Source organism: Microbacterium sp. (genome assembly GCF_040394595.1).
Lineage (GTDB): Bacteria > Actinomycetota > Actinomycetes > Actinomycetales > Microbacteriaceae > Microbacterium.
This window is the reverse complement of record NZ_JBEBSA010000002.1, coordinates 290,465-307,094: the sequence shown is the minus strand read 5'-3', so window position 1 is coordinate 307,094 and position 16,630 is coordinate 290,465. Positions and strand designations below refer to the sequence as shown.

Sequence of the window (16,630 nt, the reverse complement as noted above, 5' to 3'; positions counted from 1 at the left end):
CCCAGGCATCGTTGCCTCTTTCAAATAGTCGGAAGATAACATCAATAATTGGAATATGCGAGACTTGCTTCGTCGAAAGGAACACCATGGATCCGCTCCTTCCCCCGCTGCCGCCCTGCGCACCCGCAGAAGAACGGATGGTGTCCGGCGAAGTCGCAGAGCTGCCGACGTACTCGGAGGACGTCTGGACCGGACGGCATGTGCCCCGCGGAGTGCTCGTCCCGTTCCGCGGTCAGGTCGGCACGCCGGCCCCGCACGCGCTCGATCTGACTTCGCTGGTCGTCCGGCACGGGGCCACGGAGCTGCGCGCGGGCGTCGACTACCTCGTCGACGAGGTGTACGGCACCATCTGCCTGCCGCCGGGAGCACTCGGGCCGCTGACCGTCACCCTCGACTACCGTTACTCCCTCCTCCGCATCGACAGCGTCGTCACGACACAGGACGGGGAGAGGCGCCTGCTCCGCGGCGTCTCCCACCTGACGGCTCCGCACCCACCACAGGCGGGTGACGACGAGGTCCTCGAGGCGAACCTGCTCATCGCCCCCTCCGCCCAGCACCCGCAGATCTTCGCCCCGCACCCGGCCGCGGCCCCGCCTGCGCTGCCGACCGGAAGCCTGCCGCGCTCCGCCGGCCGCCTCGCCGAGGGCGCCCCCCTGCGGATCCTCTTCCTCGGCGACTCGATCACAGAGGGCGGCGACGCCTCGACCGACGAAGCCGCGTTCCGTTCCGTCGCCGCGCGCATCGTCCAGGAGCGCCACCCTTCCGTCCACGCCCTCGTCGCCGCGACGGGCGGCTCCCGCTCCGTGCAATGGCTCGACCCGGACGACGCGACGTGCGACTGGGATCGGGTCGCCTCCTCCTCCCCCGACCTCACGGTGGTGGAGTTCTTCAACGACGCCTATCTGGAGCCGGGCCTCTGGCCGCCGACCTACGACGACCTGGTCGTCCGCCTGAGCGCGCTCGGCAGCGAGGTGGTGCTGCTCACACCCACCTTCGCGATGCGATCCGCGATGCACGGCTCCGATGCGCGCGACGACGGCCGGCCCTACGTCCGGTTCCTCCGGGAGTACGCGGAACGGAACGCCCTCCCGCTCATCGACGTGTCCGCGCGCTGGGAGCGGCTTCGTGAGGAGGGCCTGCCGTACTGGACCCTCCTCGCGAACGGCATCAACCACCCGGACGATCGCGGCCATCGGCTCACCGGAGAGGCCGTCGGAGCCGCCTTGCTCCACCTCCTGCGACCGGCGGGGCAGGCGTGACCGGTGTGCTCGTGACCCTCGGCGACTCCCTCACCGAGCACGGAACCTGGCCGGATCTGCTGTCCGCAGGAATGAGACGGCCCGTGCTCCGCGAGGGCAGGGCCGGCCAGACCTCAACCGAGATCGCGCTACGCGCCGGCGCCCACTCGATCGATTTCACCACGGGGGACGCGGCGGGCGACACCGGGCTCGCGCTGCGTCCGCTGCGCCTCCCCGGCGACTTCCGCTCCCGTGTCGACGGCGGCATGGCGGACGTCGCCATCGTCGGCGACCTCGAGGACAGGGCGGGGACGCTGGTCCATCGCGTCGCGGCAACGGCGGACGCGGGATGGACCTTCCACGCGGACGACGGCGGCACGATGGAGCCCCGGGAACGGATGCACTTCCAGCCGCACGCACTCCCGCTGCCCCCGTCCGCGATCGTCGTGCTGTGGTGCGGTCGCAACAACCCCGGGCCGGCGGTCCCCCGCGACGTCGACGCGATCCTCAGCGCACTGAGGTCCCGCGACCCCGGCCTCCGCCACCTCGTTCTCGGCGTGCACGCCGCCGCCTTCGAACCCGTAGGCACTTCCGCGAGCGCACTGATCGACGAGATGAACGCCACGCTCGCACACCGGCACGCCGAGCGCTTCATCGACGTGCGCGCGGCGCTGCTCGCCACGGCTCCGACCCGGGACGGCACTCCGGCTCCCCACCTCCGCATCGACGACGTGCACCTGAGCGCCGCCGGAGACGAGGTGGTCGCGCGGGTGGTCCGCGAGCGTCTGACAGCTCTCGGATGGTGGCCCGCGACCGCAGGCCCTCCGTCGTGAGGCGAGAACGGACGGAGTGGCGCGGCCTCCCCGCCTGGCAGCTCTCCGACGGCGGGACCTCGGCCGTCGTCGTTCCGGGCCGCGGCGCGAAGATCGTCTCGCTCCGCGACGGCGGGGGCAGGGAGTGGCTCGCGCAGGGGGACGGACGCGCCGTGCCCGCGCCGGGCATCCCGTTCGAAGAGGCGGAGATGTGCGGATGGGACGAGTGCGCCCCCACCGTGTCGCCATCGCCCACGCCCCGGGGCGACACCGCTCCCGACCATGGCGAGGCCTGGGACCGGGCGTGGAAGGAGGTCGATGGCGGCCTCGAGATCGACCTGCCGTCGGTCGGCGTCCGGCTCCGGCGCACGACCGCCCTCCATCCCGACGGGACTCTCGCGCTCACCTACCGCGCGCGGGCCGGAATACGCGGGACCACCCTTCTCTGGGCCGCACACCCCCTCTTCCGTCTCGGTGCACGCGACCGGATCTCCGTCGACGCCTCCGCCGCCCTCTGGGACGTCTCCGGGGAACCGGCAGCCCCGACGTCGCGGACCCGGCCGGAGGCTCCGGCACCAGGGTCCTCCGTGAAGTTCTACACCGCGCCGCAGGAGCGTCCGCGGTGGGCGCGCATCGATCGACCCGACGGGAGCGGACTGACGATGACGTGGCGCGGCGCCGCGATCCGCACCCTCGGCGTCTGGATCGACCGCTCGCGATTCGCGACCGAGGACGTGGTGGCATTCGAGCCGTCGACCGGCTGGTACGACTCGCTGGAGGCGGCCACCCACGCTGGCCGGGTACTGCGGCTCGCGCCCGGGCAGACATCCGAGTGGACGCTCTCGATCGACTTCCGACCCACACGCCGAAATTGAGTCAACGCTTGCTCTCTGGATTCCCACCCCTTGAATAATCCTTTTGATCTACAGCAATGTGGTTTGCTACGGTGTTGAACAACCGGTTACCCAAACCGCAGAACGAGGTCGAAGATGACGAACACCCCCCGCAGCGTGCTGGTGACCGGCGCAGACGGCAGGATCGGACGCGCCGCAGTCGCACGGTTGCGTGCGGACGGCTGGCGGGTGGTCGCACTCGCCCCCCGGTTCCGCTCCCTCACCGAGGCGGACGCCGTGCTGCGGACCGGCGACGCGACCGATGAGGCCGATGTCGCCGCAGCGCTGGACGGGGTCGATGCCGTGGTTCACCTCGCCGCCGTCCCGCACTGGGAACACGGCACGCCCTACGAGGTGTACACGACCAACGTCGTCTCGACCTTCAACGTGCTCGTGCAGGCGGCCGAGCGCGGTATCCGCAGGGCGGTCATCGCGAGCAGCATCCAGGCGTCGGGGGTGCCGGGGAACCACCACGACGTACTGCCCGCCTATTACCCGATCGACGAATCGCTCCCGCCCGTCCACGACGAGTGGTACTCGCTCTCCAAGTACTCCGATGAGCTGACGGCGCGCATGGTCGCCAGCCGGTGGGGCATGTCGATCATCGCGCTCCGCTTCCCCTGGGTCGATGAGGCCGACGCGCTGCGCGAGGTCGGCGAGGAGTGGACGAAGGACCCCGCCCAAGGAGTGAAGCTCGGCTGGTCCTACCTCGATGTGCGCGACGCCGCCACCGCCGTGGTCCGGAGCCTGGAGGCCCCGGTCGAGGGCTCGCTCGTCGTCCAACTCGCCGCCCCGCGCACACTGGTTCCGTTCGACACCGAGGAGCTGCTCGACGCACATGCCCCCGGGGTCCCCCGCGAGCGGTTCTTCCCCGGCCGCGCAGTGCCCGTCAGCACCGATCGTGCCGAGCGTCTGCTGGGTTTCGTGCCGGAGCACGAGCTCCTCCCCACCTCCACTGCAGGAACGGCGGGCTGAACGATGCGGATCGCCGCCGTCGAGACGTTCGTCCTCGGTGACCGCCGCCTGCTGGTCCGGGTCGGGACCGACTCCGACCTGACCGGCTGGGGCGAGGCCACGCTCGAGACCTGGGTCGGTCCGGTCGCAGCCGCCGTACGCCAGATGGCCGAGTACCTCGTCGGCACCGACCCCCGGCTGATCACCGCCCACTGGCAGGTGCTCGCACGCGGCGGGTTCTATCGCGGCGGCCCCGTGATGTCGTCGGCGGTGGCGGGCATCGACCAGGCGCTCTGGGACCTCGCGGGCAGGCGCTTCGGCGTGCCCGTGCACGAGCTGCTGGGCGGCGCGGTGCGCACCGCGATCCGCCTGTACCGGCATGCCAACGTGGATGGACGGATCGGAGACCCCGATCGTGCCCGCCGGCTCGTCGCGGAGGGGTACACGATGGTCAAGGTCGCGCCGACAGAGCCGACCCGATTCGTCGACACCGAGGGGACGATGCAGCGCCTCGTCGGCGAACTCGAGGAGCTCCGCGATGCGGTGGGGGACGAGGTCGACATCGCCGTCGACCTGCACGGCCGCTTCTCCGTGCCGCAGGCCCGGAGATTCCTCGCCCGTACCGAGCATCTCGGACTCGCCTTCGTCGAGGAGCCGCTGCGGCCCGAGCACTCCGCCCGGATCGGCGACCTCGTCCGGGCGTCCTCGACGCCGATCGCGACCGGTGAGCGCCTGTACGGGCGCACCGAGTTCGAGCCGGTACTGCGCGCGGGCGTCGCCTTCGCGCAGCCGGATCTCTCGCATGCCGGCGGAATCACCGAGGTGATGCGGATCGGCACGCTCGCCGAGGTGTACGACGCGCAGCTCGCGCCGCACTGCCCGCTGGGGCCGGTCGCCTTCGCCGCCTGTGTGCAGGTCGACGCCGCTCTCCCGAACGCCGCCGTGCAGGAGACCATGATCGACTTCGAGACCTTCCTCGACGATGAGCACGCCTATGTCCTCAATCGCACGGACTGGATCCCGGTGGACGGCTACCTTCCCGTGCCGACTGCGCCGGGGCTTGGCCTGGAGATCGATGAGGAACTGGTGCGCGAGCGGGCGACCGAGGTCGCGCCATCCCTCGCGCTGTGGTGGAGTGACCCCAGAGACGGGAGCTACCTGGAATGGTGAACGAGACGCGGGTCCAGGACGTGCTGCGGCTGCGGGTGTCGGTCTCGGAGGACGGCGGCGCCGGACTGCGCGCCGCGATCCGCCAGGCGACCGCCTGGACCGGAGAGGACGAGGCCCGGCGTGCACAGGTCCTGTTGCAGCCCGGCGTCCACCGCATCGATCCCGTACCGGGAGCCGCCGACGATGAGGCGGCGGTGACCGTCGAGAACGCCTCGCGGCTGACGGTCTCCGGACCGGAGGCCGAACTGCTCTTCACCGATCCGCACTGCGGCGGCATCGACGTGCGCGGCGGTCGCGGCGTGGTGCTCGAGGGCTTCACGATCGACTACGCCACGCCGTCCTTCACGCAGGGCATGATCGTCGACGTCGACCCCGAGACGTGCTCGTTCCGCTTCCGTCCGCACTCCGGCTACCCGGACTTCACCGACCGCCGGCTCTTCACCGGGACCGGATACGGCACACTGCGGGAGGGAGAGGGAGGGGCGCTCAAGCCCGACGCACGTCAGACCTTCATGATCTCCTACGACGCCGCTCCCGACCGGGACGGCACGTTCCGGGTGATCGTCGACCCCGGCAACCGCGCGTGGTTCCCGCACATCCAGCCCGGGGACGGCTTCGTCGTGGGGCACCGCGGCGATCTGCACGGCATCCGCCTGGACGCCTGCGAGCGCACGGTGCTGCGGTCACTCACGATCCACGCCGCCCCCTGCGCGGCGATCCTCGCGCACGAATCGTCGGAGACGCTCGTCGACCGCGTCACCGTCGCACGGCGCCCCGGGTCGTCCCGATGGATCAGCACCAACGCCGACGCGCTGCACTGCCAGGGCGGGCGCCGGGGTCCGCAGATCATCGGGTGCCGGTTCGAAGGCATGCACGACGACGGCGTCAACCTCTACGTGCACGCCCTCCGCGTCGTGGAGGCGCGCAATGCGAGGACCCTGGTGCTCGACGGCTCCGGCGCGGTCAGCGACGGAGACCGCCTGCAGCTCGTGGACCCGGCTCGAGGCGTCGTCATCGCCGAGCCGACCGTCTCCCGGCTCCTCTCCACCGCGCCGCTCGTCGTCACCCTCGACCGGGAGGTCCCGGCGATCCTGGCCGGACACGAGGTGTACAACCGTTCGAACGCGCTCCCCGGGTTCCGGATCGAGAAGAGCACGTTCCACGACTTCCGCGGCATCGGCATCCGCCTCAAGGCGAGCGAGGGGATCGTTGCGGACTGCCGCTTCGAGCGGCTCTCCGGATGCGGTCTGTGGATCGCGAATGACCCGGGCTGGTCGGAGGGACCGCTGGGCTCTCGGGACGTGGACGTCATCGGGAACGTTTTCCGTGCATGCCCCGGAGACGTCTCCCTGCACGCCTGGCCGCACTCCGCGGCGACCGTGATGATCGAGGTCTTCTCCGGTGACGACGGCCCCGCGGAGAGCCGCCCGCACGAGCGCATTCACCTGCAGGACAACGACATCGTGCAGGAGGCCGCATCCGCGGTCTTCGTCGGCGGAGCGTCCGCCGTGACGATCGAGGATCTGCGCGTCGACGAGAAGACCGGCACGCCCTGGCTGGCGACACGGGACAGCGGTGTGCGCGTGTCCGAGATCTCCGGAACGGCCGGGAGCGCCTGAACGACGCGCCTCAGACGAACGGGATCTGCTGACCCTCCGGCGCGCTCAGGGCCCCGGAGGAGTATCCGAGCACGAGCTCGCCCGGCACCCTCCGCACGCTCTCCTCGACCGGCTGCGCATTGATCATGCGGACGAGGAGGTCGGTCGCCGCGACGCCGACGTCGACCAGCCGCGGATCGACGGTCGTGAGGAATCTCGCCTCGGCGTCGGAGTACTTCACCCAGTGGTCATGGCCGACGAGGGCGATGTCCTCCGGGACGCGAACGCCGTTGGCCGCGAAGTACCGCGCCGCGCCGAGTGCGATGAGGTCGTTGCCGCACACGATGCCGTCGATCGACGGATCCTCGCGGTGCAGGCGCTCGGCCGCGCGGTAGCCCCATGCCCCCGACCAGTCGCCGAACTCGCGATGCGCCTCGTCGACCACGAGGCCCGCCTCCCCGAGCACCGCGTCGGCGCCCTCCAGCCGCCGGATCACCGCGTCCGCACCCCGGTGAGCGGTGATGTGCGCGATGCGACGCCGCCCCTGCGCGAGGAGGTGCTCGACGGCCAGGCGGCCCGCCATCCGGTCGTCCGGCAGGACGACCTCGTCGGTCTCGGTATCGGTGATCCCGTGGGCGTAGACGACGGGAACGTCGAAGTCGGCGGTCACCGATCGCAGCGGGACCTCGTTGCCGTCGCCCACGACGATGACCCCGTCCACATGCCGCGCCCGCAGCTTCTTGATGTTCTCCGCCCGCGCGGCGCCCTCCCGGCCGTCGTCGTACACCATCGCCGCGACGTCATGCCTGCTGAGCTCGTTCGCGATGCCGGCGATGACCGGCATCGAGAAGATGCCCGTCGAGTTCTCGGTGAGCAGGCCGACCGTGAAGCTGCGTCCGAGTGCGAAGTACTGTGCCAGCGCGTTCGGGCGGAAGTCGAGGCGCTGCGCGGCCTCGAGGATCGCCTCCCTGGTCGCCGGCGACACGCGCCCGCCGCCGTTGAGCACGCGGGACGCGATCGAGGTCGACACACCGGCCACGGCGGCCACGTCCTTCAGAGTCACGCCCTTCTTACCCATGTCGGCCTTCCGTCGTCGTCATCCCTTGATTCCACCAGACATGCTGACACCTTTGAGGATCTGACGCTGGAACACGAGGAAAACGGCGATCGGGATCAGTAGTCCGAGCAGCATCGCGGACATCTGCAGGCTGAGGTCGGTCTTGCCTCCGATCCGCGCCAGGGCCACGGAGATCGGCTGCAGCTGACTGCTGGGGAGCACGAGCATCGGCCAGAGGAAGTCCTTCCAGGAGTTGAGGATCGTGAGCACCGCGATCACGCCGAGGATCGACTTCGAGAACGGCAGGACGATGACGAAGAACATCCGGAAGGGTCCGACCCCGTCGACCCGGGCCGCCTCGATGATCTCGCGGGGGATCTCGTCGAAGAAGCGCGTGACGACCAGCACGGCGAAGGCGTTCGCCGCCGCCGGCAGCCAGACGGCCCAGTAGCTGTCGATGATCGAGCCCCCCGCCAAGGGGAGGTCGACGACCGTGAGGTACAGCGGGACGAGCGAGATCACGCCGGGCACGAAGAGCGTGACGAGGATCGCGGCGGAGAGGAAGCGCGCCCAGCGGGGTCGGAGGATGCTGATGACGTAGGCGAGGGATGCGGTCACGACCACCGTGGACACGGTCGAGCCCAGCGCCATCACCGCCGTGTTGGCCAGATACCTGCCCACCTGGATCTGCTCCCAGGCTGCGGCGAGGTTGCCCCATTGCACGCCGTGGGGGAACCAGGCGAACGGCTGCGAGATCGTGTCCTGGGTCGTCGAGAGCGCCGCCTTCGCGAGCCAGAGGATCGGACCGACGCCGGCGATCACGAGAAAGGAGAAGAATGCGATCTGCAGGGTCGTCATGGTGGCCCTGACGCTGGGGCGACGACGGTCGGCATCGGAGATGGCCGACCGCTCCGCGACGTCCGTCTCCTTCCGGCGGGAGCGCGGCGGCGATGCGGCGATGGTGCGGGTGTCGGTCACGATCGGCTCCATTTCCGGGTGGCCAGCAGATAGACCACGGAGACCACGGCGAGCGCCAGCGCGAGGAGGAAGGACAACGCGGTGGCCGCGCCGTAGTCCCCGTACTGGAAGGCGTAGCTGTAGATGAGCATCAGCACGGTGACGGTGGCGTTGTCGGGGCCGCCGCCGGTGAAGACATACGGCTCGGTGAAGACCTGGAGCGTTCCGATCAACTGGAGCAGGACGAGGGCGAGGATCACGCCGCGAAGCTGGGGAAGGGTGACGTGCCAGATGCGCCGCCAGATGCCGCCGCCATCGATCTCGACGGCTTCGTACAGCTCTGGCTTGACCGAGGTGATCGCGGCGAGGTAGATGATCGCGGTGCCTCCCGCGGTGGCCCAGATGACCTCGAGGACGATGGAGGGCATGGCGCTCGAGCTCGCGTTGAGCCACGGGAGCGGCCCGATGCCCACGGCACCGAGCACCTGATTGAACAGGCCGTCGGCGGAGGGGTCGTAGAAGTACTTCCAGAGCAGGATGGCGACGATCGGCGGGATCACCACGGGCAGGTAGGCGAGCATGTTGAACAGCGCGCGACTGCGCCGCAGTTCCGCCATGTAGACCGCGAGGATCAGGGGTGCGGGGAAGCCGAACACCATCCCGAGCACGGCGAAGTACACCGTGTTGCCCACGGCCTGCGGGAGCACCGGATCCGAGAGCACATACTCGAAGTTCTTCAGCCCCACCCAGGTGGCGTCGTCGATGAGGTTGGTGCGCTGGAACCCCATGATCGCCCCCGACACGATCGGACCCCACGAGAAATAGGCGAAGGCCAGGATTCCCGGAACGGCGAAGAGCACCGGGACGAGCCCGCCCCGCCGGTACCAGCGCACGAGCGAGGGCCGCCGCCGGGGCGGCGGCGTCGCGCGTGGCGGTGACTCCGCGGCGGGAGACCCCACGGAGTCGGTCGGGATGGCGCTCGTGGTCAGAGGCATGGCTGCGTTCTCCGGTTGAGGCCGGCGACATCGAGGGGACGACGCCGCCGGCCGGCGACTGCTAGCGCGAGAGCTTCGCGTTCACGGACTTCTGCGCGGCCTGGAGCAGCGCCCGGATGTCCTGATCCGGTTCGTTGAGAACCTTCTGCAGCACGGTGTCCAGTTCGCCGTAGACCTGCTGCGGCTGGCCGGTGGGCTCCGGCACGAGCTCTTGATCGTCCATCACCTCGCTGTACCCGCGGAACTGGTCGACCGGGACGTTGTAATACTCCTTCACCCACGACTCGTACTTCGTGCGCACAGCGGGATCGAGCGGCGAGAGCCCCGGAACGCCGATCAGGCTTCCCGCATCGACGTTCTTCTTCACCGTCTCGATCGCGAGGTCCTTGTCGGTGTACTGACGGAAGTTGTTGAACTCAACCCACTTCAGGCCCGCCTTGATCTGCGCAGGTGTCGCGCGCGGGTTGAAGACCTCGACGGCGCCTCCGAGCAGCGTCCGCTGGGTGCCGTCATGCTCGGGCATCGCGGTGAAGCCGTAGTCGGCCGGCTTCATGCCGAACTGCTGCACAGCGGCCGGGAAGTGCTGGGAGACGCTCAGGAACATGCCGACCTTCCCGGCGGCGAAATCCTGGATCAGGTCGTTGAAGCCGTAGAGGAACCTGCTCCCCATCGACTTGTCCTTCCAGCGCATGTCGTTCACCAGGTCGAGGTACCCGACCATCCCCGCGTCGTCGAGAGTCGCCTTCGAGCCGTCTTCGTCCGAGAGGGTCGCACCGAAGCTGTATGCGCCGGCGGTGGTCATCCATCCGCCCACGTGCTCGATCGAGTAGGTCGCGTAGCCGGCGGCGCCGGTCTTGTCGGCGATCCTCTTCGCATAGTCGCGCACATCGTCCCAGGTCTTCGGTCCCTTGTCGGGGTCGAGGCCGGCCGCCGTGAACAACGCACGGTTGTACGCGAGACCGACGGAGTAGACATCGAGCGGGACGCCGTAGACGTGCTTCTCACGGTCGGTGACCACCTGCATCACGCTGGGGTTGAGGGTGCCGGCGAACCCGACGCTGTCGAGGGCGTCGGTGATGTCGGCGATCTGACCATTGCGCATGAGGGTCGCCGGCTCGGTGAAGGGGACTCCCAGCATCGTGGGCATGGTCCCGCCTGCGACCATCGCCTGGAAGCCGGTGGCGTCCCACTTGCTCTCGCTGAGCTCGATCTTGATGTCCGGGTTCTTCTTCTCGAAGGCCGCGACCTGATCCTCGACGAGGGTGCGCAGCTCGGGCTGATCGGCGCCGGGTACGTCGCCGATGCTGATCGTGACGGGTCCGGTCTCCTCGGGCGCCGAGCCGGCCCCGCATCCGGTGAGTGCCAGGCCCAGCACGGCCGCGCCTGCGAGCGAGGCCAGCGGTATGCGTCTGGATTTCATCTTTGAAGCTCCTGTCGGGTGCAACGGTTGAACAACCGGTTGTTCAAATACCATCACCCATCAACATCGCACATGTCAAGTGGGATATCGCATCTTGCGCAACCGTTGACTCATATGATCCACTGTCGTCTGTCCCTCAACGTGGAGGAGTGAGAGCATGTCCGAGATCAATCGTCGCGCATTCATGATCGGCACGGCCGGCGCCATCGCCGGAGCCGTCGCCGCCACCGCCCTGCCGGTCGCGGCATCCGCTGCCGTCCCGCCGCCGTCGAGCACACACCATGTGTTCGCCGTGGACGCCTACGGCGCCTCCCCCGGCGGCTCGGCCGACAGCGCACCCGCGATCAGGGCCGCGATCGCCGCGGCTGCGACCTGGAGCGGATCCGACCCGTCGAGGACGTCATCGGTGACGTTCTCGGCCGGTGTCTATCGGGTCGACCGAGCATCGGCGGCCGCCTGGTACGCACTCGAGATGGACGGAGTCTCCCGGCTGGCGCTCTACGGCTCGTCGACGACGCTCCTCGTCACCTCCCCGTACGCGGGCGCGCTGAGCATCTCCCGCTCCTCCGCGATCCGCGTCGAGGGCCTCACGATCGACTACGCGACCGTCCCCTTCACGCAGGGCACCATCAGCGCGATCGACACCGCGGCGGGGACGGTCGACGTGGCCCTGCTCAGCGGCTACCCGACCCTGGCCGACACCGCGCTCTTCCCAGGGTCCGGCTACGGGACGATCCGCGACGCCACGACCGGGGCGATGAAGCGCGGAGGCCAGATCACCTTCCTCTTCAGCAACTCCCCGACCCCGATCTCCTCCGGAACCTGGCGGCTGCTGATCGCGCCGGAGCACCGCGGCCGGATGGGCGACCTCGCGCTCGGCGACGGGTTCGTCACAGGATTCCGGGGCAACTGGCACGGGGTCGCGGTCTACCGCTGCACCGACGTGACCCTCGCATCGCTCACGGTGTACGCCGCTCCCGGCGCCGCCTTCATCCCGAGCGACTCGGACGGCACCGTGATCCGTGACTGCCTCGTCACGAGGAAGCCGGGATCGAACCGCTGGATCAGCGTCAACGCGGATGGCGTCCACAACCACGGCGGACGGGTCGGCCCGCGTATCTTCGGCAACGTCTTCGAGTCACTGCACGACGACGGGATCAACATCTACAGCACCTCGCGCACGGCGACGACGCTCTCCGGCGCCTCCGTCACCCTCAGCGGAGGTGCGATGCAGCTGGCGGTCGGCGATGCCGTACAGCTCGTCGACACCGCGACGGGGACGGTGCGCGGAGAGACCACCGTCACCGCGATGACCGGCGACAGCCTGTCCGGAGGCCCGATCACCGCCACCCTGGCCGCCATGCCCGCCGGCGCTGCCGTCGGCGACCAGATGTTCAACCGATCGTTCAGCGCACCGGGCGCCGACGTCCAGTACAACACTTTCCGCGAGTTGCGCGGCCTCGGCGTGCGCCTGCGAACGAGCGGCGCATACGTGCACGCCAACGAGATGTTCGACCTCGCGAACTGGGGCATCTGGATCGGCAACGACCCCGGCTACCACGAGGGCCCGATCGGCAGCACGGACTCGACGATCGAGCGCAACTCGGTCGTCCGCCCCTGCCTCGATCGGACGCTGCTCGGATGGCCCTCGGCGGCCTCGGGCATCATGGTCGAGAACCTCCGCGACGACTACGAAGGCGGCGCGAGCCGCCCCCACAAGAGGCACGCACTGAAGGACAACTACGTCGAGGACCCGCCCCGGTTCGGCATCTTCGTCGGGGGCGCGGAGAACATCATCGTCGACGGCAACATCATCGCGTCGACGGCCGCGAATCCGCGCACCGGGGCTCCGACGGCCATGTTCGGCACGCGCAACTCCCAGTCGGTGACCCTGAACAACCTCACCGTCCACGAGTACGCCGCAAGCCCCCGCGCCGTCGTCTGGACGGGTCCGGGGGTCACCGGCTTCGTCCACACCTGAGAGGCGTCCGCACCGGCCCGGTGCGTTCCCGTCCGGATACCCGGAAGCCTGCGTACGCAGGGCACCGGGCCGATGGGAACGCACCGGGTCGGTGATCAGCCGCGCATCAGGCGAGCACGCGCTGCCGCTGCTCGCCCAGACCGGCGATGCCCAGGCGGATCTCCTCGCCGCCGCGCAGGAACTGCGGCGGCGTGAAGCCCATGCCCACCCCGGGAGGCGTGCCGGTGTTGATGAGGTCTCCCGGCTCGAGCGTGAGGAACTGGCTGAGGTACCGGACGATGAACGCCGGACTGAAGATCATCTGCGCCGTGGAGCTGTCCTGCTTGCGCACGCCGTCGACCTCGAGCCAGAGCCGCAGGTCGAGCACGTCGTCCACCTCATCGGGGGTCACCAGATAGGGGCCCGCGGGGTTGAAGGTAGGGCAGGACTTGCCCTTGGACCACTGCCCGCCGCGCTCGATCTGGAACGCCCGCTCGCTCACGTCGTTCACCGTTACGTAGCCTGCTATGCACTCCTCGGCCTCGGCGTCGCTCCCGAGGTAGCTCGCGCGGCTGCCGATCACGATGCCGAGCTCCACCTCCCAGTCGGTCTTCGTCGAGGTGCGGGGGATCTGCACGTCGTCGTTCGGGCCGATGAGGGTGTTCGGAGCCTTGGTGAAGAGAATGGGCTCCTCGGGCACCGCCTGCCCGGTCTCCTCGGCGTGGTCGCGGTAGTTCAGCCCGATGCAGAGGATCTGGTGCGGACGTGCGAAGGGCGCGCCGAGACGACGTCCGCCGAGCTCCTCGATCGCGCCGGATGCGATGCGTTCGGCGACGACGGAGCGCACCTCGTCGATCCGGCCGGAGGCGAGGAATGCGCCGTCGATGTCGGAGACGATGTCGGAGACGTCCACGAAGCGTCCGTCGCCGACGTCGACGCCCGGTCGTTCGGCTCCGGGTTCTCCCACTCTGATGAATCGCATGCTGGCGTGCCCTCTCTTGTGTCTGCCGGGTGCGCTACGACCCGGTCGCCTGTGGTCGCGTCCGCACGTCGTGCGCGTCGGCGATGGTACGGATGCGCTCGACGGCGGCCGTGAGGTCGGACAGCGGCGTGCGGAAGGACAGCGCACTGATCGACAGCGCCCCGGTCGGCAGCAGCGGGGAGTCGAGGAACACCGGCAGCGCGAGGCAGTTCACGCCCGGCTCGTTCTCCTGGTCGTCGACGGCGTACCCATCGGCGCGGGCCTTCTCCAACGCGTCGGCGAAGTCCTCGGGATCGGTGATGGTGGTGGCGGTCCGCGGGGCGAGGTCGTGCTCGCGGGCCCACACGAGCGTCGCCGGCCTCGTGCCGAGGCGCCAGGCGAGGAGCACCTTGCCCACCCCGGTCCGGTAGGCGGGGTTGCGCCCGCCGACGGTCGAGGTCAACCGGACCGCACCCTCGGCGGGATCGCGCTTGGCGCGGTAGACGACCTCGTCCTCCTCCAGGACCGCGTAGTGCGTGGTCTCGCCGAACTCCGCGGTGAGGGCCTCCAGGAGGGGCTCGAGGCGTGCACCGTCGTGCCGTCTGTCCTGGTGCTGGAAGGCCAGGCGCAGGAACTCGTCGCCGAGCACGTAGCGGCCTCGCTCGAGCCGCTTGGCGAGCCCCACGCGCGTGAGGGAGGCGAGCGCACGGTGCACCGTCGGCTTGCTCGCGACGACCCGCCTGGTCAGCTCGTCGAGGCTCAGGCCGTCGGGCTCCTTGGCGAGCTCCATGAGCACGGTCAGCACGCGTTCCGCGCCGACGGGCCCCTGATCGGTCTCTGACATCGCTCTCCCTGCTATTGTTCAAACTATCAGATCGGTGTTCCATTTTTTGGAACAACAGCGTTCCGTTCGTCAGAACCATCCTGCTCCACCCGGCGCGGGACCGTGATCCCGGAACGAGAGAGCGAGGACGACATGCGCAAGGCACTGGTGACCGGCGGGGCGAGCGGACTCGGCGCCGCCTGCGCGCTGCGGCTGCGGGATGCAGGTCACAGTGTGACCACGATCGATCGCGCCGAGGGCGCAGACGCATCCGTCGACGTCACCCGGCGGGCCGAGATCGAGGCTTTCGTGGCGGAGCACGGCCCCTTCGACGTCCTCGTCAACAGCGCGGGCGTCGTCGGCCCCAACACGGACTTCGTCGACGTGCCCACCGACGCATGGGAGCGCACCATCGAGGTCAACCTCACGGGGACCTTCCACACCTGCCAGGCGGTGCTCCCCCGGATGCTCGAACGCGGATGGGGACGGATCGTCAACATCGCGAGCATCGCCGGCATGGAGGGCAACCCGCGCCTGACCGCCTACTCGGCCTCCAAGGCGGCCGTGATCGGGCTCACCAAGGCACTCGGGAAGGAGCTCGCGACGAGCGGCGTGCTGGTGAACGCAATCGCACCCGCGGTGATCGAGACCCCGATGAACGCGACCACCCACCCCGACGTGCTTGCCACGCTCGTGGAGAAGATCCCGATGAAGCGCCTCGGCCGCGCCGAGGAGGTCGCCGAGCTCGTCTCCTGGCTCGCCTCCGACGCCTGCAGCTTCTCGACCGGCGCGGTCTACGACATCAGCGGCGGCCGGGCGAGCTATTGATCACCGCCGCTCAGATCACCGGCCCCCTGTGCGCCCATGGCGAGGGGCCCGTGTGGGACGCCGCGGAGGGCGTCATCCGCTGGGTCGACATGGTGGCGGGCATCGTGCACCGCCTCGACCCTGCGGCCGTGGACGGTGCCGGGACCGGTGCAGCGGGGCTCATCCGCACCGGTGCCGGCACTGACGAGACCCGGGTCGGCGATTGGGTGGCCGCGCTGCGCCCGCGGATCGGCGGCGGCTGGGTGGTTGCCACCCGCGACGGGTTCCTGCTGACCGACGAGGCGCTGCATCCCGAGCGGGAGATCCGCGCGTTCGAGGACGACGTGCTGCGGATGAACGAGGGCGGATGCACCGCCGATGGCGCCTTCCTCTGCGGCACGGCGGGTCCCGCCGGCACGGGCTTCCTCTATCGTCTCGACCCCTCCGGCGAGGCGTCGGTGCTGTCCGGCGGCATCACCGTCTCCAACGGCATCGCCGCCGATCCCCTCGGCGACGGCATGCTCTACGTGGACACCGCCACCCGTCGGATCGATCGTCTGCGCATCGACGGCGGCGCTCTCGTCGAACGCGCGCCCTTCGCCGATCTCTCCGGCCAGGAAGGCCTACCCGATGGCATCGCGACGGACATCGAAGGAGGCGTCTGGGTGGCGATGTGGGGCGGCGGGGCGGTGATCCGCTTCGATGCGGCAGGCCGCCCGGACGACCGCATCGAACTCCCCACGCCGCAGGTCACCGCCTGCGCCTTCGGCGGCGCCCAGCGGGACGAGCTCTACATCACCACCTCGCAGCAGGGCCTCGCCACTCCGGATGCCCGCGCCGGGGCGCTCTTCCGCGCACACCCGGGGATCCGCGGTGCCGTCGAGCCCTCGTTCGGCGGCTGAGCCTCGTTCCACGGCCGGCGTGCCCGTGGACCCCGTCAGCGGAGCGCAACGCAGCCCGAGAACAGACGGCACCGGCGCGAGGG

General features: G+C 69.8%; 15 protein-coding genes. 9 read left to right on the top strand and 6 right to left on the bottom strand.

Annotated features, from left to right (window positions below; genetic code table 11):
• The first annotated feature begins 137 nt into the window (after nucleotides 1–137).
• The 6 genes from ABWO84_RS04220 (at nucleotide 138) to ABWO84_RS04195 (ending at nucleotide 6,686) form a co-directional block, all read left to right on the top strand.
• Complete coding sequence (locus ABWO84_RS04220) at nucleotides 138–1,259, top strand: SGNH/GDSL hydrolase family protein (RefSeq protein ID WP_353112844.1); 1,122 nt, start codon at nucleotides 138–140, stop codon at nucleotides 1,257–1,259.
• On the top strand, nucleotides 1,256–2,071 hold the full coding sequence (locus tag ABWO84_RS04215) for an SGNH/GDSL hydrolase family protein (protein ID WP_353112842.1): 816 nt from the start codon (nucleotides 1,256–1,258) through the stop codon (nucleotides 2,069–2,071). Before ABWO84_RS04220 ends, ABWO84_RS04215 begins: the two co-directional genes overlap by 4 nt.
• Nucleotides 2,068–2,925 carry a hypothetical protein gene (locus ABWO84_RS04210; protein ID WP_353112840.1) on the top strand — a complete coding sequence of 286 codons (858 nt, stop codon included), beginning with the start codon at nucleotides 2,068–2,070 and terminating at the stop codon, nucleotides 2,923–2,925. Before ABWO84_RS04215 ends, ABWO84_RS04210 begins: the two co-directional genes overlap by 4 nt.
• 114 nt (nucleotides 2,926–3,039) lie before the next feature.
• Nucleotides 3,040–3,918, top strand: a complete 879-nt coding sequence (locus ABWO84_RS04205) for an NAD-dependent epimerase/dehydratase family protein (protein WP_353112838.1) — start codon at nucleotides 3,040–3,042, stop codon at nucleotides 3,916–3,918.
• Nucleotides 3,919–3,921: 3 nt separating this feature from the next.
• Complete coding sequence (gene dgoD, locus ABWO84_RS04200) at nucleotides 3,922–5,067, top strand: galactonate dehydratase (protein WP_353112836.1); 1,146 nt, start codon at nucleotides 3,922–3,924, stop codon at nucleotides 5,065–5,067.
• Nucleotides 5,061–6,686 (top strand): right-handed parallel beta-helix repeat-containing protein, encoded by a 1,626-nt coding sequence (locus ABWO84_RS04195; protein ID WP_353112834.1) that lies wholly within the window; start codon nucleotides 5,061–5,063, stop codon nucleotides 6,684–6,686. The genes dgoD and ABWO84_RS04195 overlap by 7 nt, the downstream gene beginning before the upstream one ends.
• Nucleotides 6,687–6,696: 10 nt before the next feature.
• Here the strand turns inward: ABWO84_RS04195 and ABWO84_RS04190 are convergent, their stop codons facing one another.
• The 4 genes from ABWO84_RS04190 to ABWO84_RS04175 form a co-directional block, all read right to left on the bottom strand.
• Nucleotides 6,697–7,743 carry a LacI family DNA-binding transcriptional regulator gene (locus ABWO84_RS04190; protein ID WP_353112832.1) on the bottom strand — a complete coding sequence of 349 codons (1,047 nt, stop codon included), beginning with the start codon at nucleotides 7,741–7,743 and terminating at the stop codon, nucleotides 6,697–6,699.
• Nucleotides 7,744–7,761: 18 nt separating this feature from the next.
• A complete protein-coding gene (locus tag ABWO84_RS04185) occupies nucleotides 7,762–8,700 on the bottom strand; it encodes a carbohydrate ABC transporter permease (protein WP_353112830.1) in 939 nt (312 codons plus the stop codon).
• Entirely contained in the window at nucleotides 8,697–9,674 is a 978-nt protein-coding gene (locus ABWO84_RS04180; RefSeq protein ID WP_353112828.1) for a carbohydrate ABC transporter permease, read from the bottom strand. Before ABWO84_RS04180 ends, ABWO84_RS04185 begins: the two co-directional genes overlap by 4 nt.
• A gap of 61 nt (nucleotides 9,675–9,735) precedes the next feature.
• Nucleotides 9,736–11,094 carry an ABC transporter substrate-binding protein gene (locus ABWO84_RS04175; protein ID WP_353112826.1) on the bottom strand — a complete coding sequence of 453 codons (1,359 nt, stop codon included), beginning with the start codon at nucleotides 11,092–11,094 and terminating at the stop codon, nucleotides 9,736–9,738.
• A gap of 157 nt (nucleotides 11,095–11,251) precedes the next feature.
• Here ABWO84_RS04175 and ABWO84_RS04170 point away from each other — a divergent pair, with 157 nt between their 5' ends.
• The gene (locus tag ABWO84_RS04170; protein ID WP_353112824.1) at nucleotides 11,252–13,075 is read left to right on the top strand and encodes a hypothetical protein; all 1,824 of its coding nucleotides are present in this window, start codon (nucleotides 11,252–11,254) and stop codon (nucleotides 13,073–13,075) included.
• 106 nt (nucleotides 13,076–13,181) lie between these two features.
• On the opposite strand, the gene ABWO84_RS04165 is transcribed toward ABWO84_RS04170, so the two are convergent.
• Together ABWO84_RS04165 and ABWO84_RS04160 are read right to left on the bottom strand one after the other, a co-directional pair.
• Nucleotides 13,182–14,036 (bottom strand): fumarylacetoacetate hydrolase family protein, encoded by an 855-nt coding sequence (locus ABWO84_RS04165; protein ID WP_353112822.1) that lies wholly within the window; start codon nucleotides 14,034–14,036, stop codon nucleotides 13,182–13,184.
• A gap of 34 nt (nucleotides 14,037–14,070) precedes the next feature.
• On the bottom strand, nucleotides 14,071–14,859 hold the full coding sequence (locus ABWO84_RS04160; protein ID WP_353112820.1) for an IclR family transcriptional regulator: 789 nt from the start codon (nucleotides 14,857–14,859) through the stop codon (nucleotides 14,071–14,073).
• 132 nt (nucleotides 14,860–14,991) lie between these two features.
• Here ABWO84_RS04160 and ABWO84_RS04155 point away from each other — a divergent pair, with 132 nt between their 5' ends.
• Together ABWO84_RS04155 and ABWO84_RS04150 are read left to right on the top strand one after the other, a co-directional pair.
• On the top strand, nucleotides 14,992–15,666 hold the full coding sequence (locus ABWO84_RS04155) for an SDR family NAD(P)-dependent oxidoreductase (RefSeq protein WP_353112818.1): 675 nt from the start codon (nucleotides 14,992–14,994) through the stop codon (nucleotides 15,664–15,666).
• Nucleotides 15,663–16,547, top strand: coding sequence for an SMP-30/gluconolactonase/LRE family protein (locus tag ABWO84_RS04150; RefSeq protein WP_353112816.1), 885 nt, complete (start codon nucleotides 15,663–15,665; stop codon nucleotides 16,545–16,547). The genes ABWO84_RS04155 and ABWO84_RS04150 overlap by 4 nt, the downstream gene beginning before the upstream one ends.
• Nucleotides 16,548–16,630 lie beyond the last annotated feature (83 nt).